The 16,578-nt window shown below is 61.8% G+C and carries 14 protein-coding genes and 1 other RNA gene; 7 read left to right on the forward strand and 8 right to left on the reverse strand.

The annotated features are described in order from the left end of the window. Window positions 1–41 precede the first annotated feature (41 nt). The 7 genes from ACM561_RS16105 to ACM561_RS16135 form a co-directional block, all read right to left on the reverse strand. Entirely contained in the window at window positions 42–551 is a 510-nt protein-coding gene (locus ACM561_RS16105) for an AAA family ATPase (protein ID WP_425906346.1), read from the reverse strand. A gap of 115 nt (window positions 552–666) precedes the next feature. After that, window positions 667–1,413, reverse strand: coding sequence for a YebC/PmpR family DNA-binding transcriptional regulator (locus ACM561_RS16110; RefSeq protein ID WP_079448007.1), 747 nt, complete (start codon window positions 1,411–1,413; stop codon window positions 667–669). Between the two features lie 162 nt (window positions 1,414–1,575). Beyond that, window positions 1,576–2,397, reverse strand: coding sequence for a TIGR00282 family metallophosphoesterase (locus ACM561_RS16115; protein WP_425906348.1), 822 nt, complete (start codon window positions 2,395–2,397; stop codon window positions 1,576–1,578). Between the two features lie 2 nt (window positions 2,398–2,399). Beyond that, a complete protein-coding gene (locus ACM561_RS16120) occupies window positions 2,400–2,987 on the reverse strand; it encodes a 5-formyltetrahydrofolate cyclo-ligase (protein WP_425906350.1) in 588 nt (195 codons plus the stop codon). Window positions 2,988–3,232: 245 nt separating this feature from the next. Then, window positions 3,233–3,393, reverse strand: a non-coding RNA gene (gene ssrS, locus ACM561_RS16125) — 6S RNA. Between the two features lie 255 nt (window positions 3,394–3,648). Then, window positions 3,649–4,032 (reverse strand): cell division protein ZapA, encoded by a 384-nt coding sequence (locus ACM561_RS16130; RefSeq protein ID WP_425906352.1) that lies wholly within the window; start codon window positions 4,030–4,032, stop codon window positions 3,649–3,651. Next, window positions 4,029–4,361 carry a DUF4164 domain-containing protein gene (locus ACM561_RS16135; protein WP_425906354.1) on the reverse strand — a complete coding sequence of 111 codons (333 nt, stop codon included), beginning with the start codon at window positions 4,359–4,361 and terminating at the stop codon, window positions 4,029–4,031. The genes ACM561_RS16130 and ACM561_RS16135 overlap by 4 nt, the downstream gene beginning before the upstream one ends. A gap of 281 nt (window positions 4,362–4,642) precedes the next feature. On the opposite strand from ACM561_RS16135, the gene tkt reads away from it, so the two are divergent. The 7 genes from tkt to ACM561_RS16170 all read left to right on the forward strand — a co-directional run bounded on the left by tkt (window position 4,643) and on the right by ACM561_RS16170 (window position 13,230). Then, entirely contained in the window at window positions 4,643–6,628 is a 1,986-nt protein-coding gene (gene tkt / locus ACM561_RS16140) for a transketolase (protein ID WP_425906356.1), read from the forward strand. Between the two features lie 322 nt (window positions 6,629–6,950). Further along, a complete protein-coding gene (gene gap / locus ACM561_RS16145) occupies window positions 6,951–7,958 on the forward strand; it encodes a type I glyceraldehyde-3-phosphate dehydrogenase (protein ID WP_425906358.1) in 1,008 nt (335 codons plus the stop codon). A 138-nt stretch (window positions 7,959–8,096) separates the two neighbouring features. After that, window positions 8,097–9,293: a phosphoglycerate kinase gene (locus ACM561_RS16150; protein ID WP_425906360.1), complete on the forward strand. Its 1,197-nt coding sequence runs from the start codon at window positions 8,097–8,099 to the stop codon at window positions 9,291–9,293. A gap of 118 nt (window positions 9,294–9,411) precedes the next feature. Continuing rightward, window positions 9,412–10,443, forward strand: coding sequence for a class I fructose-bisphosphate aldolase (locus ACM561_RS16155; protein ID WP_425906362.1), 1,032 nt, complete (start codon window positions 9,412–9,414; stop codon window positions 10,441–10,443). Window positions 10,444–10,644: 201 nt separating this feature from the next. Next, complete coding sequence (locus ACM561_RS16160) at window positions 10,645–11,340, forward strand: thiamine phosphate synthase (RefSeq protein WP_425906364.1); 696 nt, start codon at window positions 10,645–10,647, stop codon at window positions 11,338–11,340. After that, on the forward strand, window positions 11,337–12,377 hold the full coding sequence (locus tag ACM561_RS16165; RefSeq protein WP_425906366.1) for a tetratricopeptide repeat protein: 1,041 nt from the start codon (window positions 11,337–11,339) through the stop codon (window positions 12,375–12,377). The genes ACM561_RS16160 and ACM561_RS16165 overlap by 4 nt, the downstream gene beginning before the upstream one ends. Window positions 12,378–12,438: 61 nt before the next feature. Continuing rightward, entirely contained in the window at window positions 12,439–13,230 is a 792-nt protein-coding gene (locus ACM561_RS16170; protein ID WP_425906368.1) for an inositol monophosphatase family protein, read from the forward strand. Between the two features lie 185 nt (window positions 13,231–13,415). Here ACM561_RS16170 and ACM561_RS16175 read toward each other — a convergent pair whose 3' ends face one another. Then, window positions 13,416–16,577: a multidrug efflux RND transporter permease subunit gene (locus tag ACM561_RS16175; protein ID WP_425906370.1), complete on the reverse strand. Its 3,162-nt coding sequence runs from the start codon at window positions 16,575–16,577 to the stop codon at window positions 13,416–13,418. Window position 16,578 lies beyond the last annotated feature (1 nt).

Genomic DNA, 16,578 nt, shown 5'->3' on the forward strand with positions numbered 1-16,578 from the left:
ATGATCCTTCAGCCGGACGGCGTCAAGAAAAAAGAGAGCAGCTATGATTTGCGCAGGAGATTGAACGCCTCTTCTCGGCACATCTCGAGACTGCGATGTGCCGTATCGATAACAAGGTGGTCGCAATTCCACTTATCGTGGACGCGGGCGACAACCGCATCCCAGTCTGGCAAAGCCAGTCCCACGATGTCGCTTGATCTCGTCTCAATTCTCCGACGGTGCTCGACAGGATCGCTGCACACCACCTCAAGCCATCGAACTTCGGCTCCGGTACGCTGGGCGGTAGTTTCCCAGCCTTCCCGTACCTCTTGGCAATCGTTCACACAGTCCGCGATGACATCCAACCCAAGCGCTAAATTGTCCTCAGCAACGGCTTGGGCTGCTCGATAGGTCCAGTCGAAAAGATCGCTCGGCGCCGTGCCCGATGACCAAATTGCTTGATCCATCGAGTCGATTCGTAACCAGATCGAGCCGAAACACCGGGCCAGATGCCACGCAATGCTTGATTTGCCGACGCCGGGCAAACCTGCCAGTGCGATGAGCCTTGCCATTGTACTCCCTATTCCTCCGACCAGAGCCGAAACGGCTCAATTTCGGTTCTCCCTTTGTGAACCGAAAGGTCTGCAATGGCTTTTTTACAGAGTCCCGCTGCCTTCGGCTGCTGTCCTAGCCCCCCAGCTTCGCCATCAGAGCGTCCGACACCTCGAAATTGGCATAGACGTTCTGCACGTCGTCGTGCTCGTTCAGGAGGTCGATCAGCTTGAGCAATTTCTCACCGGTATCGTCATCGACCGCAACGGTGTTCTGCGGCTTCCAGATCAAGGCGACCTTGCGCGCCTCGCCGAACCTGGCTTCCAGCGCCTTGGCGGCCTCGCGGAAGGTGTCCTGCGAGGCATAGATTTCGTGGCCGCCCTCGCCCGACACCACGTCGTCGGCGCCGGCTTCAATGGCAGCTTCCAGCATGTCGTCGGCCGAAGCCTTGCCCGCGTCGTATTCAATGACGCCAAGCCGGTCGAACATAAACGACACCGAGCCGGTTTCACCAAGATTGCCGCCGGCCTTCGTGAAATACGAACGGATGTCGGAGGCGGCGCGGTTGCGATTGTCGGTCAGCACTTCCATGATGACGGCGACGCCGCCGGGACCGTAGCCTTCGTAACGCAGTTCGTCATAGCTCTCGGCGTCGTTGCCGCTGGCCTTCTTGATGGCGCGCTCGATGTTGTCCTTGGGCATATTTTCTGCCCGCGCCGCGATCATGGCAGCGCGCAGCCGCGCATTCATCGCCGGATCGGGCGCTCCCAGCTTGGCCGCCACCGTGATTTCGCGCGCCAGCTTGCTGAACAGCTTCGACTTTTGGGCATCCTGCCTGCCCTTGCGGTGCATAATATTCTTGAATTGGGAATGTCCGGCCATCGGCAGGTCTCTCTAATATTCCGGCAGCCGACGGCGGCGCACCGGGCTTCTCGGCAAAGGTGGAAGCGGCGCGGCGTTATAAGACGGGATCGCGCCGAATCAAAGACCCGCTCGGCAATGTGCGGCACGGCCATATATCGAATCAAAATCCTTCAAGCGCGATTACGTCCAGAACGACGGCTCCGCCTGCTCGAGCCGTCCACCGAGCCGCACCGGCGCGATTCGGAGCGCGAGCCCCGTCGCGTCGTCGGTCTCGACCGCGACGCCGCTCAAGGTGGCGACGCCATTGGCCGGCTCGAACCGGGCGCTCGAAATGCCCGTGGTGAAGCGGCGCAGCGGCTCATCCCTCTGCATTCCGATCACGGAGTCATAATCGCCGGTCATGCCGGCATCGCTCATATAGGCAGTGCCGCCGGAAAGGATGCGATGATCCGCCGTCGGCACATGGGTATGCGTTCCCACCACGAGGCTGACACGACCGTCGCAGAAGAAGCCCATGCTTTGCTTTTCGCTAGTCGCCTCGCCGTGGAAATCGACGACGATCGCGTCCGCCGCCTCGCGCAGCGGACAGGCATCTAACTCACGATCGATAGCACGGAAGGGATCGTTGAACGGCTCCATGAAGATGCGCGCCATGGCGTTGATGACGAGCGCGCGGCGGCCATCCTTGGTGTCGATCAGCATGGCGCCGCGTCCTGGCGTATGACGCGGGAAATTCAGCGGACGAATGAGCCGCGGCGCCCGCTCGATGAACACCAGCGCCTCTTTCTGATTCCATGCGTGATTGCCGAGGGTGACAGCGTCGGCACCGGCGTCGAGAAATTCCTGGTAGATCGTTTCCGTGATACCGAAACCGCCAGCCGCATTCTCGCCGTTGACGACGACAAGATCGAGCTTCCATGCGGCAATAACCACCGGCAGGTGTTCGTTGACCGCGGCGCGCCCGGTCTTGCCGACGACGTCGCCGATAAAAAGAATCCGCAACCTTATAAACTCCGGAAATCGAACAGATCGGTTTCGGTTAGCACATAATCGAGCCGGACGTCGTGGGGCAGTGCCGGCACGTGCGGTATCTCCTGCACCGTAAAAGCAAGACCGATCGCGACAATGGTCTTATGTCGCCGCAGAGCCTCAAGCGTGCGGTCGTAATAGCCGGCGCCGTAGCCGATACGATGGCCGGCGCGGTCGAACGCGACGAGCGGAACCAGCACGATATCCGGGACGGCCTCGGCCGCAGTGGCGGACGGCTCGGAAATCCCGAACGCACCGGGCACCAGCGCCTCCCCTTGCTTCCACGCGCGGAACGCCAGCGCGGCGTCAGGCCGTGCGATCGCCGGCATCGCAAGCGCCGCGCCCTGCCTGGTGAGGCTTTGCATCAGCGGCACGGGATCAATCTCGCTGCGGATCGGCGCGTAGCCGGCGACGACTGTTGATGAGTTTATATCGAGCGGCGGCATCCGTGCCGCAATCGCGACCGCCGCACCGGCGCGCTGCTCCGGGTCCAACGCATCGCGACGAGCCAGCGCGGCGGCGCGCAATTCGTCCTTGGGTGGAGCGTCAGAGGAAATCGACATGCAAAATGTTTATAGCGCTTTTTCAAGCAAAGGGAGGACCGGTTCGTTCGACGAAAGCGTCAAACCAAAAATCACGGCACCTAGCTTCTGATCCCGTCAGAAGCAGAGTCGCTCATCGTCATCATCAATCCAGTAACAGTTCAAAGCGAGCGACATGAAACTAGAGACCCGGCAATGCAGACAAGTTTACACAGTCTGCGACTACCATGGCGGGCATAACAATCGAATAGCGCAAAGGGTTAAAGTGCGAAGCCGCAATCGCCGTTGGAGCGCTCGATCCCGGAGTTCCCTACGAAAGTAGGTGGGCACCATATGTCCGGGTCCACGAACCCGGCCAGGGACAGTTCCCTTAAGGATCGATAAGGCCCCGGGGATGTGTGGCTCCTGACGCGCGATGCAGCCTCGCATTGCGGAATGTATCTACGATGAGCAGCGAGCGCCAGTGCGACACGCTATCGGGCACGAACTTTCATGGTTGCTGTAAAAGATCTAAAAACTCGCTCACCCTCGACCAGATCAGTGTTGAAGCAAGACACTTCTAATATCGCAAACCGATCCAGATTCAGGATAACTCAGGCTCCGCCCACTGCATATGTGCGTGCGCGTTCCATTGGGCAGGCATCTCATAATTGCGATCAATCAAAGCCTGTCATTCGAATACTTATCCGATGGCGATGCCGCCGCCGACGGTGCGGTTTAACATCTGCGTGGTCTTCTCGATGCGGTGGGCCGCCATGTTCAGCGCGGCGACAACCGCTGTCTGCGTAGCGCGTGCGCGCTCGGCGGCCGCAGCGCGCACATCGCGCAAAGCCTTGAGCTCTTCCTCCAGCGCCCGGATGCGCTGTTGCGCATCCAGCAGTTCGTCGGAGGTTACCAGCGCTGCCATGACCTCGAGCCGCTGGTCGCCGATCTCGCCGAACTTGCCGCGCAATTGGCCGATACGGCTTTCCAGATCGTCTGCAAGCTTCAGCAGCCGGTCTTCCTGGCCATCCTCGCAGGCCATCCGGTACTGGCGGCTATTGATGGTCACGTTGACGTGGCTCATGGCTTCTCTCCCGCCGCCTCGAGCATGGACTTGATAGTGCCGATCGCTGCGTCGAGCTTTTCGGCGATCTCGCGATTGGTGCGCTCGAGCTTGCGGGTGCGCACCAGCGATCCGTCGAGCTCATCCGCAAGGCGCGAACGATCCGCACCCAAAGCCTGAATACGGCTCGCTAGCTCGTCCTCATTGCGGTCGGCATCGCGCCGTCGCTCCACCGCTCTCTCCAGCGCATCAAGCGCGGCCGTCAGTCGCCGAGTTGCAGCGTCGATATCGGTTCCGCCACTATTAGCCGGTTCAGCACTGCCGGAACGATTGGCCGGTTGGTCGTTCATGTTCGTCCTGCGCGCCTTTGGGCCAACTGCCGGCCAGACTACAAAGGTGCGGCTCGGCAAGCCCTTAGAGACCGAAATTTACGTGGTGGACGAGGCCAACGCAACGCCGCTGCAAAACTATGCACCGCAAAACATTCTCGCCCTAAGGAGGGCCTCCCGCCCCTTGGACTCCGCCGACGCAGGTGCTATGCCCCCGGCAAGCTAGTTTTTACCCCCTTGGACACCATCGGATTCCCATGCAAACCGTCAGCCCTCCTCCCTATCAGGATCGGATATCTCCCATGCCGACCGTCGATTCCTCCCGTATGGCAAATGCAATCCGCGCGCTCGCGATGGATGGTGTAGAAAAAGCAAAATCGGGCCATCCCGGCCTGCCAATGGGCATGGCCGACGTCGCCACGGTGCTGTTCACCAAGTTCCTGAAATACGACGCCGCCGATCCGCACTGGCCGGACCGCGACCGCTTCATCCTCTCCGCCGGCCACGGTTCGATGCTGCTTTACGCGTTGTTGTACCTGACGGGCAACAAGGACATGACGCTCGATCAGCTCAAGAATTTCCGGCAGCTCAACTCCAAGACGCCGGGCCATCCCGAGAACTTCATCACCGACGGCGTCGAAACCACCACCGGCCCACTCGGCCAGGGCGTCGCCACCTCGGTCGGCTTTGCGCTGGCGGAGCGCCTGCTGGCCGCGGAGTTCAGCAGTGAAGTGGTCGACCACTACACCTATGTGCTGTGCTCCGACGGCGATCTGATGGAAGGCATCAGCCATGAGGCGATCGCGCTGGCTGGTCACCTCAAGCTCAACAAGCTGATTTTCCTTTACGATGATAACGGCATCACCATTGACGGCCCGATCTCGCTGGCCGACGACGTCGATCAGGTGGCGCGTTTCAAGGCGTGCGGCTGGGACGCAAAACGGATCGACGGCCACGATCAGAAAGCGATCGCCGCCGCAATCCGCCGGGCGCAAAAATCCGATAAACCGTCGCTGATCGCCTGCAAGACCATTATCGGTTTCGGCGCCCCCACCAGGGCCGGCACGTCCAAGGCGCACGGCGAAGCGCTCGGCGCGGAAGAACTCGCAGGCGCGAAGAAAGCCCTCGACTGGGATTACGGCCCCTTCGAAATTCCCGACGATGTCCTCAAGGTCTGGCGAAGCGCTGGACGCAAGGGCAAGCGGCACAACAAGGAGTGGCGCGCGCGGTTCGCAGCCCGGCCAGAGGCGGAGCGAGGCGAATTCAAGCGCCGCGTCATTGACCGCAAGCCGTCTCAAAATCTCGACGAAGTGATTCGCAAGCTCAAGGACAAACTGGTCGCCGAGCCGCCGACGGTCGCCACCCGCAAAGCCAGCGAATTGGCGCTCGAGGTGCTGGTTCCGGCGGTGCCGGAATTGCTGCTCGGCTCCGCCGATCTCACGCCGTCCAACAACACCCGCACCAAGGGTCTAAAAGAAGTGCAGCCTGGCCACTACGATGGCCGCTACATCCACTACGGCATCCGCGAGCTCGGCATGGCCGCGGCCATGAACGGCATCGCACTGCATGGCGGATACGCGCCGGCCGGCGGCACCTTCATGTGCTTCACCGACTATGCTCGCCCGGCGATGCGTGTTTCAGCGCTGGCGCATATACCCACAATCTACATCATGACCCACGACTCGATTGGGCTCGGCGAAGATGGCCCGACCCATCAGCCGGTCGAGCATCTGGCAAGCTTGCGCGCGATGCCGAACATGCGCGTGTTCCGCCCCGCCGATGCGGTCGAAACCGCCGAGTGTTGGCAGCTCGCTCTGGAACGGCCGAAGGGACCGACGGTTCTGGCGCTGTCCCGCCAGAACCTCACGCCGGTGCGCAAGACCGCGCATGCGGACAATCGCTGCACGCACGGTGCTTATGAGCTGGTCGCGGCCAATGGCGAGGCGAAAGTGTCGATTTTCGCGACCGGGTCCGAAGTTGAGATCGCCGTCGCCGCACAACAGCAACTGTCCCAGCGCGGCATCGCGTCGCGGGTGGTTTCGGTGCCCTCGCTGGAGCTATTGCTCGAGCAGCCCGAGGATCGCCGGCAAGCCATTATTGGCAAGGCGCCTGTCAAGATTGCCGTGGAAGCGGCTGTGCGCTTCGGGTGGGACGCTGTAATCGGGGCGGACGGGCTTTTCGTCGGCATGCACAGTTTCGGTCACAGCGCTCCTGCCAAGGACCTCTACAAGCATTTCGGCATTACCGCCGAAGCCGTGGTCAAGGCAGTGGAAACGCGCCTTGGCTGAGGTTGAGATTGCCTCAATATCAAAAAGGCGCTAGCTAAAAACCGTGGAAATGGATTTGGCATTCGCTGCTCGGCCAATCAGGGGCCCTGGATGCGAATGGAGAATCCAAAATTCCGCTGGCAACTTACATTTGCTGGCGGTCCCCGTGATTTCAACATTCGGAAAGATGCTCGCTGAAATGGGCATTCGAATGTTAAAATCGGACCGCTAGACATTACCAATGGTCACGGCCTGGCAGAACCGGGCGAAAAGGCGTTGACGCTGCGCGCGCAAAGTGTGGTTGCGCGCAGGGAACGTCACCCATTTGAAGGAGAATGAAGATATGGCAGTCCGGGTCGCAATCAACGGGTTTGGCCGCATTGGCCGCAATGTTTTGCGCGCGGTTTACGAGGCCGGCCGCGACGAGATCGAGATCGTCGCCATCAACGATCTCGGCCCGGTGGAAACCAACGCGCACCTGTTGCGCTTCGACTCGGTGCACGGCCGCTTCCCTTTCGAGGTGAAGGTCGAAGGCGACAGCATCGTGATCGGCAAGAAAAAGATCAAGGTGATCGCCGAGCGTGATCCATCGAAACTGCCCTGGAAGGAACTCGGCATCGACATCGCGATGGAGTGCACAGGCCTCTTCACCGCAAAAGAAAAAGCCTCCGCACATCTCACTGCCGGCGCCAAGCGCGTGCTGGTATCGGCTCCGGCCGAAGGCGCCGACATGACCGTGGTCTACGGCGTCAACCACGACAAGCTGACGAAGGACCATCTGGTCGTTTCGAACGGTTCCTGCACCACCAACTGTCTCGCTCCGGTGGCGAAGGTTCTCAACGATCTGGTCGGTATCGAAACCGGGTTCATGACCACGATCCACGCCTACACCGGCGACCAGCCGACGCTCGATACCATGCACAAGGATCTCTATCGCGGCCGCGCCGCGGCTCTCTCGATGGTTCCGACATCAACCGGCGCCGCGAGGGCGATCGGTCTTGTATTGCCAGAACTCAAGGGCAAGCTTGACGGCGTTGCGATCCGCGTACCGACGCCGAACGTTTCGGTGGTCGATCTCAAGGTGATCGCCAAGAAGGAGACCACCACCAACGAAATCAACGAGGCGATGAAGCGGGCTTCATCACAGGAGTTGAAGGGCATCCTCGGCACCACGGACCAGCCCAATGTCTCAAGCGACTTCAACCACGATTCGCACTCCTCGACGCTCCACATCGACCAGACCAAAGTGCAGAACGGCACGCTGGTGCGCGTGTTGTCGTGGTACGACAACGAATGGGGCTTCTCCAACCGCATGACCGACACCGCCGTAGCAATGGCGAAGCTAATCTGAGACCACGTGTCCGGGCGCATCGCGGCGCAAGCGCCGCGATGCGGAACCGGCACCGTTCAATACCGCAACTTTTCCTGCGTGGCGGTCCCGGTTCGCGGCGTACCGTTGACGCAGCACCGTGTTCGGGACATCCAGACAATGACAAATTCCTTCCGCACCCTCGACGACGTTGACGTTAGAGGAAAGCGCGTCCTGCTACGCGTCGACCTCAACGTCCCCATGGAGCAGGGGCGCGTTACCGACACCACGCGGTTGGAGCGGGTGGCGCCGACGATCACGGAAATCGCGGACAAGGGCGGCAAAGCGATCCTGCTGGCGCACTTCGGCCGGCCCAAGGGTCCAGATCCCAAAAACTCGTTGCGGCCGGTCGCGGCGGAACTTGCCAAAGTGCTCGGCAAACCGGTCGCGTTCGCCGACGACTGCGTCGGCGAACCGGCACAACAGGCGATCACCGCGATGAAGGATGGCGACATCCTGTGCCTGGAAAATACCCGCTTCCACAAGGAAGAGGAAAAGAACGATCCGGAGTTCGTCGCCGAACTCGCCAAGCTCGGCGATATCTGGGTCAACGACGCCTTCTCAGCCGCGCATCGCGCCCACGTCTCGACCGAAGGTCTCGGCCACAAGCTGCCGGGTTATGCCGGACGCACCATGCAGGCCGAGCTTGAAGCGCTCAACAAAGCGCTCGAAGCACCGACCAAACCCGTCATCGCCGTGATCGGCGGCGCAAAGGTCTCGACCAAAATCGACCTCCTGGAAAACCTCGTCAGCAAGGTCGATGCGCTGGTGATCGGCGGCGGCATGGCCAACACCTTCCTGCACGCGCAGGGCATCAACGTCGGCAAATCGCTGGCGGAAAAAGATCTCGCGGCGACCGCGCTTCGCATTATGGAAAAGGCCGAAGCCGCCAACTGCGCCATCATCCTGCCGGTGGATGCGACCGTGGCATTCCATTTCGCCGCCAACGCGCCGTCCCAAGCCTACGGGCTCGACGCTATTCCTGCGGAGGGGATGATTCTCGATGTTGGACCGCAGTCGGTGGAGCGCGTTCATTCGGCCATCGACGACGCCGCAACGCTGGTCTGGAACGGCCCGCTCGGCGCGTTCGAGCTGACCCCTTTCGATCACGGCACCGTCGTCGCGGCAAAACACGCGGCAGCCCGCACCAAGACTGGAAAGCTGGTGTCGGTGGCCGGGGGCGGCGATACGGTCGCGGCGTTGAACCAGGCTGGCGTAGCCGGTGACTTCACCTATGTTTCAACGGCCGGCGGCGCGTTCCTGGAGTGGATGGAAGGCAAGCCGCTGCCCGGCGTTGAGGTGCTAAGGGCAAAATGACGCTGCTCCTCGCGGCAAAATGAGTTGCGGTGTCAGAAAACCGCAACTCTCATGCCTGCATGATCCTCAAGTTCCGACCTTATCGGAAGTCGGATGAGGTATGCAGGAGGAGCCGCTGATGAATCTCGCTGATCTCAACAAAGTGGCGCAGGCCATGGTCGCGCCGGGCAAGGGCATTCTCGCCGCCGACGAATCGTCTCCCACCATCACCAAACGGTTCAATGCCATCGGCGTGACATCCACCGAGGAAAGCCGGCGCGACTATCGCGAGATGATGTTCCGCGCCACTGACGCCATGACGAAATGCATCTCCGGCGTCATCCTTTATGACGAGACAATCTGGCAGGACGCGAAGGACGGCACGCCGCTGATCAAGTTGATCGAGCAGGCCGGTGCCATTCCCGGCATCAAGGTCGACGAAGGAACGCAACCCCTGCCCGCTTGCCCCGGCGAACTCGTGACGGTCGGGCTGGACCGGCTCGCGGAGCGGCTGAAAAAATACTACGCCCAGGGCGCACGCTTCGCGAAATGGCGCGCGGTGATCGACATCAACGCCGCGGGCGGCGTCCCGAGCATGACGGCGATCGGCGTCAACGCTCATGCCCTGGGGCGCTACGCCGCGCTGTGCCAGGCTGCCCAAATCGTACCTATCGTCGAACCGGAAGTGTTGATGGACGGCGATCACGACATCGATCGCTGCTTTGAGGTCACGACGCGCGTACTCAACGTGACGTTCCAGGAATTGCGCAAGCAGCGCGTCGCGCTGGAAGGTATGATTTTGAAGCCAAATATGGCGGTCCCGGGCAAAAAGAGCGGGAAAAATGCATCGGTCGAAGAGGTCGCGGAAAGGACGGTGCGCATGCTGAAGGCCTGCGTGCCGGCCGCCGTCCCCGGTATCGCGTTCCTGTCCGGCGGACAGTCCGACGAGGAGGCCACAGCCCATCTCGATGCCATGAATCGGATAGACAACCTGCCGTGGAGGCTCACCTTCTCCTACGGCCGCGCGTTACAGGCGGCGCCGCAGAAGGCGTGGTCCGGCAAGTCCGAGAACGTCGCAGCCGGGCAACGGGCGCTCATTCACCGGGCACGGATGAATTCGCTCGCAAGCAAAGGAGAGTGGAGAGCCGACCTCGAGGAGAAAGCTGCGTGAGGGATTGCCTCCCAACCGCCTGTCCATGATTTGCCCTTGCGATACGACGCCGCAACTGTTTTTGAGGGTCGATGCCTGGATCACGGGCGCGGAGAAGGTGCTGCGCCCTAAAACTTTCCCCTGCTGCTCACGCTAAATTCGACGAAAACTCCTGACATTGAGCCCCTCACTTTCACCTGTCCGGCTACCCGAGGCCCTCCGATGCTCGCGAAATCAGCCCCCCTCCGGCCCGCGCCGCGTCTTTATCTGGCGACGCCGGAGGTCGACGATCCGGCAAGGATCATGACGCCACTGGCCGATGCGCTGGCGTCCGCGGATGTCGCCGCAGTGCTGATGCGGCTCGCGCCCTCCGATCCACGCACAATGATGTCGCGCATCAAGATTCTCGCGCCGTTGATCCAGAATAGCGGCGCTGCGCTTTTGCTCGATGGTCACGCCGATCTTGTCGCACGGTCCGGCGCCGACGGCGCACATCTCACCGGTATCGAGGCGCTGCAGGAGGCAATGCCGCCACTGAAACCCGACCGCATCGTCGGCGTTGGCGGCCTGTCGACACGCCATGACGCCATGGTCGCTGGCGAGACCGGCGCCGACTACGTGCTGTTCGGCGAGCCGGATAAGACCGGCGATCGACCGTCCGCGGAAGCGATTGCTGATCGGCTGGCATGGTGGGCCGAACTGTTCGAGCCGCCCTGCGTCGCCCACGCCGCGAACCTCAATGAAGCACAGGTTTTCGCCGCATCGGGTGCGGATTTCGTGCTGATCGACGACATCGTCTGGAACGACCCCCGCGGCGCGGCGCCGGCGCTCGCGGATATCGCAACCGCAATCTGCCAAGGTTACGGATCGCAAGGAAACGCGCAACGTGTGGACCATCCTAACAGGGGCGCCGGATGACCTTCCTGCGTCCTGTTGCCATCGTCGCCAGCGTTCTCATGCTCGGGGAAAGCGCCCTGGCGCAGCTCCAGTCAGCGCCGGCGGCCGGCCCGCCATCCGCCAGCAAGAACGTGAAGACGAAGACCATCAAGTCGGTCCCGCCAACGCCACCCGCCAAGCTAGAGCCGGACAACAAGGCGAGCGCGCAAGCCCCTGACGACCCGAATGCGGATCTGGTCTACGGCGCTTATCAGCGCGGTCTCTACAAGACAGCGTTTGATCTCGCGTCGAAACAGGCAGAGGAAAACAAGGCTCCCGCCGCCATGACCATGCTCGGCGAGCTCTATGCCAATGGGCTCGGGGTCAAGCGCGACTACGGCAAGGCAATCGAGTGGCACCAGCGTGCGGCCGATCTGGGGGATCGCGAAGCAATGTTCGCACTCGCGATGCTTCGGATCAGCGGACGCGGCGGACCGCCCGACAGGGCGAGCGCCGTGAAATGGCTAGCTTCGTCCGCCAAGCTAGGCCAGCCCAAGGCCGCCTACAACCTGGCCCTTCTCTACATGGACGGGCAAACGCTACCGCAGGACTTCAAGCGCGCCGCCGAACTGCTGCGATCCGCAGCCGACGCCGGCACCCCAGAGGCGCAATATGCGCTGGCGACCTTCTACAAGGAGGGCAACGGCCTCGAAAAGAATCTCTACAAGTCAGTGCGGCTGTTGCAGGCGGCCTCGCTCGCCGGCAACGTCGATGCCGAAGTCGAGTATGCGATCGCGCTGTTCAACGGCAGCGGCACCGAGAAAAACGAGGCCGCCGCGGTATCGCTGCTGCGCAAAGCCGCCAGGCAAAACAGCGCGATCGCTCAAAATCGCCTCGCCCGGGTTCTCGTCACGGACATGGGCGTGCCAACAAACAAGATCGAAGGCCTGAAATGGCACATCGTGGCGAAGACCGCCGGCAAGGGCGATCTGATGCTCGACGAAGCGATGGCGCAGGCAACGCCCGAAGAACGCGCCAAGGCGGAGAGCGCCGCCCGCAAATGGCTTGGAATCCAATGAACCGCTTGACGGGAACCTTCCCGCAGGGCACCCAGACCTCATCATCCACCCGAGCTCAATCATGCTGCAATCCGCTCTCATGAACGTCATGGTCAAGGCTGCGCGCCGCGCCGGCCGGAGCCTGAAACGCGATCTCGGCGAGATCGAGAATCTTCAGGTGTCACTGAAGGGACCTGCGAACTTCGTGAGTCTCGCGGACAAGCGCGCGGAGGACATCCTGTATGAGGAGCTCAGCAAGGCACGTCCCGGCTACGGCTTTTTCGGCGAAGAAGGCGGCAACCGCGAGGGCACGGACAAGAGCCACACCTGGATCGTCGATCCGCTCGACGGCACCACCAACTTCCTGCACGGCATTCCGCATTTCGGGGTCTCGATCGGCCTGCAGCGTGACGGCGTGCTGATCGCCGGCCTCGTTTACAATCCCGCCAATGACGAGCTCTACACCGCGGAGCGCGGCAAGGGTGCCTTTCTCAACGATCAGCGGCTGCGCGTGTCGGGGCGCCGCCAGATGAACGACTGCGTTATCGCCTGCGGCCTGCCGCATATCGGACGCGGTGACCACGAATTGTCGCGACGGGAGATGGCCGCCCTGCAGCCGAAGGTGGCGGGTCTGCGGCGCTTCGGCGCGGCCTCGCTCGATCTCGTCTTTGTCGCGGCGGGACGCATCGACGGCTACTGGGAGCGCAACCTGCAGCCGTGGGATATTGCGGGCGGACAGATCATCGTGCGCGAGGCCGGCGGCATCGTCAGCGGCATCCGGGGCGACGACGACCCGCTTGAGACCGGTGACGTAATCTGCGGCAACGAGTTCGTCCACGCCGAACTCGTGAAAATCCTCAAGCCGCTGGGATAACGGCTCAGGCCAATCAAGGCGTTTGCTCGACACAAAGCGATTCTGACGCCCACGCTGCAAAAACTGAAATCAGCGAGCACAATAGTCATGGCTGACGATTGTTGGCGCGACGTGGGAAGAGCTCACGCATACCGCACCGGCCTAGGATCGTTAACCGCTGCCGCGGCGCACGGAAACTCCGCTGGTTATTCCGCTGGATGCAGCGGCGCCGGCGGCCCGTGGATTTCCGGCTCTCCCACCGGCTCCAATCCGCTCTTGTCGCGCCCGAGTACGCGCATCACGACGACGAAAAACACCGGCACCATCAACAGCGCCAGCACCACCACCGCGATCATGCCGCCCATCACGCTGGTGCCTAGCGCCTGCTGGCTCGCTCCGCCTGCACCGCTTGCAACGACCATCGGCAACACGCCGGAGACGAATGCAAGGCCGGTCATCAAAATCGGACGGAAGCGCAGCGCGCACGCCTCCATCGTGGCTTCGATGAGCGGCTTGCCCTGCGCGCGCAAATCCTTGGCGAATTCGATGATGAGGATGGCGTCTTTGGCCGCCAAGCCGATAATGGTCACGAGTCCGACGGTGAAATAGACGTCGTTGGCAAGCCCGCGCGTGGTCGCCGCCAGCACCGCGCCGCAAATCCCAAGCGGCACCGTCAGCAACACGGCCAGCGGAATGGTCCAGCTTTCATAAAGCGCAGCCAGGCAGAGGAACACCACCAGCGCCGAGAGCGCGAGTAGGAACGGCGCCTGCGATCCCGACAACTTTTCCTGCAACGACTGACCGGTCCATTCATAGCCGAAGCCGCGCGGCAGGCGATCGGCCAGCCGTTCCATCTCGGCAATCGCATCGCCGGAGGTGAAGCCAGCCCGCGCCTCGCCGGTGATGCGCATTGACGGATAGTAGTTGAAGCCGACGACCTGTGTCGGCCCCTTCGACCATTCGATCGAGGCGAACGACGAGAACGGAACCAGCCCCCCACTGCTGTTCTTGACGTTGTAGTTGAGGATGTCGTGTGCCGTGGTGCGGCCGTCACGATCCGATTGCACGATCACGCGCTGCATTCGCCCGCGGTTGGGGAAGTCGTTGACATAGGTCGAGCCGAGATTGGTCGACATGGTATCGTTGATGTCCTCGAACGTAACTCCCAGGGCGCTCGCCTTCTCGCGATCGATCGTAAGATTGACCTGTCCCGCTGACGGCAAACCCTCGACATAGACATTCTGCAGGATCGGACTGGCATTGGCCTCAGAGATCAACTGAGCGGTCGCCTGCAACAACGCCGGGTAGCCTTTTTGGCCGCGATCCTGCAAACGGAAGCTGAAACCCGAGGAATTGCCGAGGTTGTCGATCGGCGGCGGCTGCAGCGCGGTGATCTTGGCGTCGCGCAGCGACAACAGATCGCGATTGGCGTCAGCGACGATATTGGCCGCTGAATCTTTCTCAGAACGCTCCGACCAGTCCTTCAAGGTGATAAACGCCTGCGCCGTGTTCATGCCCTGCCCCGAATAGGCAAAACCGGTCAGGAAAGTGACATCCTGAATCCCCGGCCGTTTGGCCAGGTATCTCTCGACTGCTTCCACAGCCGTTTCGGTGCGCCCGTGGGACGAATCCGCCGGCGTCTGCACGTCAGTCGTGATGAAGCCCTGATCGTCTACCGGCAGAAAGCCGGCAGGCAATCGAACGAAACCCCAGACGAGAGCACCGACCAGAACGGCGTAAATCAGCATCAGGCGTCCGGTTCGCCTCAGCGACCAGCCCACCGTCGAAATGTAGCGGCCACGCACGCCCTCCAGCGCGCGATTGAACCAGCCGAACAAGCCTTTGCGGGCGTGGGTGTGTCCGGCCTCTACGGGCTTGAGCAGCGTGGCGCACAGCGCCGGCGACAGCGACAGCGCCATCAGAGCAGAGAAAGCAATCGCGGAAACCACCGTGACGGAGAACTGCCTGTAGATGATGCCGACAGAGCCCGGAAAGAACGCCATCGGCACGAACACCGCCATCAGAACCAGCGTGATGCCGATGATGGCGCTCGTGATCTGCGACATCGCCTTGCGCGCCGCTTCCTTGGGCGGCAGTCCCTCCTCCGCCATGATGCGCTCGACATTCTCCACCACGACGATGGCGTCGTCGACCAGAATGCCGATCGCCAGCACCATGCCGAACATTGTCAGCATGTTGATGGAATAGCCGGCGATTAGCAGCACCGAACAGGTACCGAGCAGCGCTACCGGCACCACGATGGTCGGGATGATCGTGTAACGGATGTTCTGCAGGAACAGAAACATCACGAGAAACACCAGCACCACCGCCTCGATCAGCGTATGCACGACCTTTTCGATCGAGGCTTCCACCACGGGCGTGATGTCGTAAGGGATACCGTAGGCGATATTCGCCGGAAAGAACTTCGAAAGTTCCTTCATCTTGGCTTCCACCGCGCTCGCGGTGGCAAGCGCGTTGGCGCCCGGCGCGAGCAGCACCGAAAGACCCGCGGTTGGCTTGCCGTTGAGGCGGGTGGTGAATCGGTAATCCATGCCGCCGACCTCGACCCGCGCCACGTCGCGCAGGCGCACGGTGGAGCCGTCGCGGTTGGCGCGCAGCAAAATGGAGCCGAATTCCTCGGGCGTGGTGAGCTGCCCCTTCACCAGCACCAGCGCCGCGGTTTTCTGCCCATCCCGGCTCGGCGGCCCACCGACGCTGCCCGAAGCCACCTGCGCGTTCTGCGCCGCAATCGCCTTGGTGACGTCTTCCGACGTCAGATCGTAGCCAACGAGCTTTTCTGGATCGAGCCAGACGCGCAACGAGCGTTCGGTGGAGAACAGTGTGGCCCGGCCGACGCCGGGAATACGCCGGATTTCCCCGATGATGTTACGGGTCATGAAGTCGCCGAGGCCGACCTCATCCAGACTGCCGTCTGTCGAACGCAGCGTGATGATCTGCAACACCGCGCTCGAGGCTTCCTGGACCAGGATGCCTTCCTTCAGTACGGCCGCGGGCAGGCGAGCCTCGATGCGCTTGATGCGATTCTGCACGTCCACCGACGCAAGAGCAGTGGAGGTGCCGGGAACAAAGAACGCGGTGATCTCAACCTGCCCCAAAGAATCGCTTGTGGATTCGAAATTGAGGATGCCCGTCGCGCCGTTGAGCTGTTCCTCGATCAGGCGCGTGACGCTGTTATAAAGGTTCTCCGGCGAGGCGCCGGGATACACGGTCGCGACCGATATCGAAGGCGGTGCGATGATCGGATACTGCGCGATGCCCAGGAATGGAATCGAAATCGTGCCGATCAAACAGATGAACAGCGCGACGACCCACGCGAAAATCGGCCGGTCGATGAAGAAAGCCGGCATG

This window comes from Nitrobacter sp. TKz-YC02 (assembly GCF_049852135.1).
GTDB classification, from domain to species: domain Bacteria; phylum Pseudomonadota; class Alphaproteobacteria; order Rhizobiales; family Xanthobacteraceae; genus Nitrobacter; species Nitrobacter vulgaris.

What these genes read in the sequence shown, in the direction of transcription:
- ACM561_RS16120 (WP_425906350.1), bottom strand. Translation starts at nt 2,987, where the DNA reads ATGTCGATTTCCTCTGACGCTCCACCCAAGGACGAATTGCGCGCCGCC.
- ACM561_RS16165 (WP_425906366.1), top strand. Translation starts at nt 11,337, where the DNA reads ATGACCTTCCTGCGTCCTGTTGCCATCGTCGCCAGCGTTCTCATGCTC.
- ACM561_RS16110 (WP_079448007.1), bottom strand. Translation starts at nt 1,413, where the DNA reads ATGGCCGGACATTCCCAATTCAAGAATATTATGCACCGCAAGGGCAGG.
- ACM561_RS16135 (WP_425906354.1), bottom strand. Translation starts at nt 4,361, where the DNA reads ATGAACGACCAACCGGCCAATCGTTCCGGCAGTGCTGAACCGGCTAAT.
- ACM561_RS16105 (WP_425906346.1), bottom strand. Translation starts at nt 551, where the DNA reads ATGGCAAGGCTCATCGCACTGGCAGGTTTGCCCGGCGTCGGCAAATCA.
- ACM561_RS16160 (WP_425906364.1), top strand. Translation starts at nt 10,645, where the DNA reads ATGCTCGCGAAATCAGCCCCCCTCCGGCCCGCGCCGCGTCTTTATCTG.
- ACM561_RS16130 (WP_425906352.1), bottom strand. Translation starts at nt 4,032, where the DNA reads ATGAGCCACGTCAACGTGACCATCAATAGCCGCCAGTACCGGATGGCC.
- ACM561_RS16155 (WP_425906362.1), top strand. Translation starts at nt 9,412, where the DNA reads ATGAATCTCGCTGATCTCAACAAAGTGGCGCAGGCCATGGTCGCGCCG.
- tkt (WP_425906356.1), top strand. Translation starts at nt 4,643, where the DNA reads ATGCCGACCGTCGATTCCTCCCGTATGGCAAATGCAATCCGCGCGCTC.
- ACM561_RS16175 (WP_425906370.1), bottom strand. Translation starts at nt 16,577, where the DNA reads ATGCCGGCTTTCTTCATCGACCGGCCGATTTTCGCGTGGGTCGTCGCG.
- gap (WP_425906358.1), top strand. Translation starts at nt 6,951, where the DNA reads ATGGCAGTCCGGGTCGCAATCAACGGGTTTGGCCGCATTGGCCGCAAT.
- ACM561_RS16170 (WP_425906368.1), top strand. Translation starts at nt 12,439, where the DNA reads ATGCTGCAATCCGCTCTCATGAACGTCATGGTCAAGGCTGCGCGCCGC.
- ACM561_RS16150 (WP_425906360.1), top strand. Translation starts at nt 8,097, where the DNA reads ATGACAAATTCCTTCCGCACCCTCGACGACGTTGACGTTAGAGGAAAG.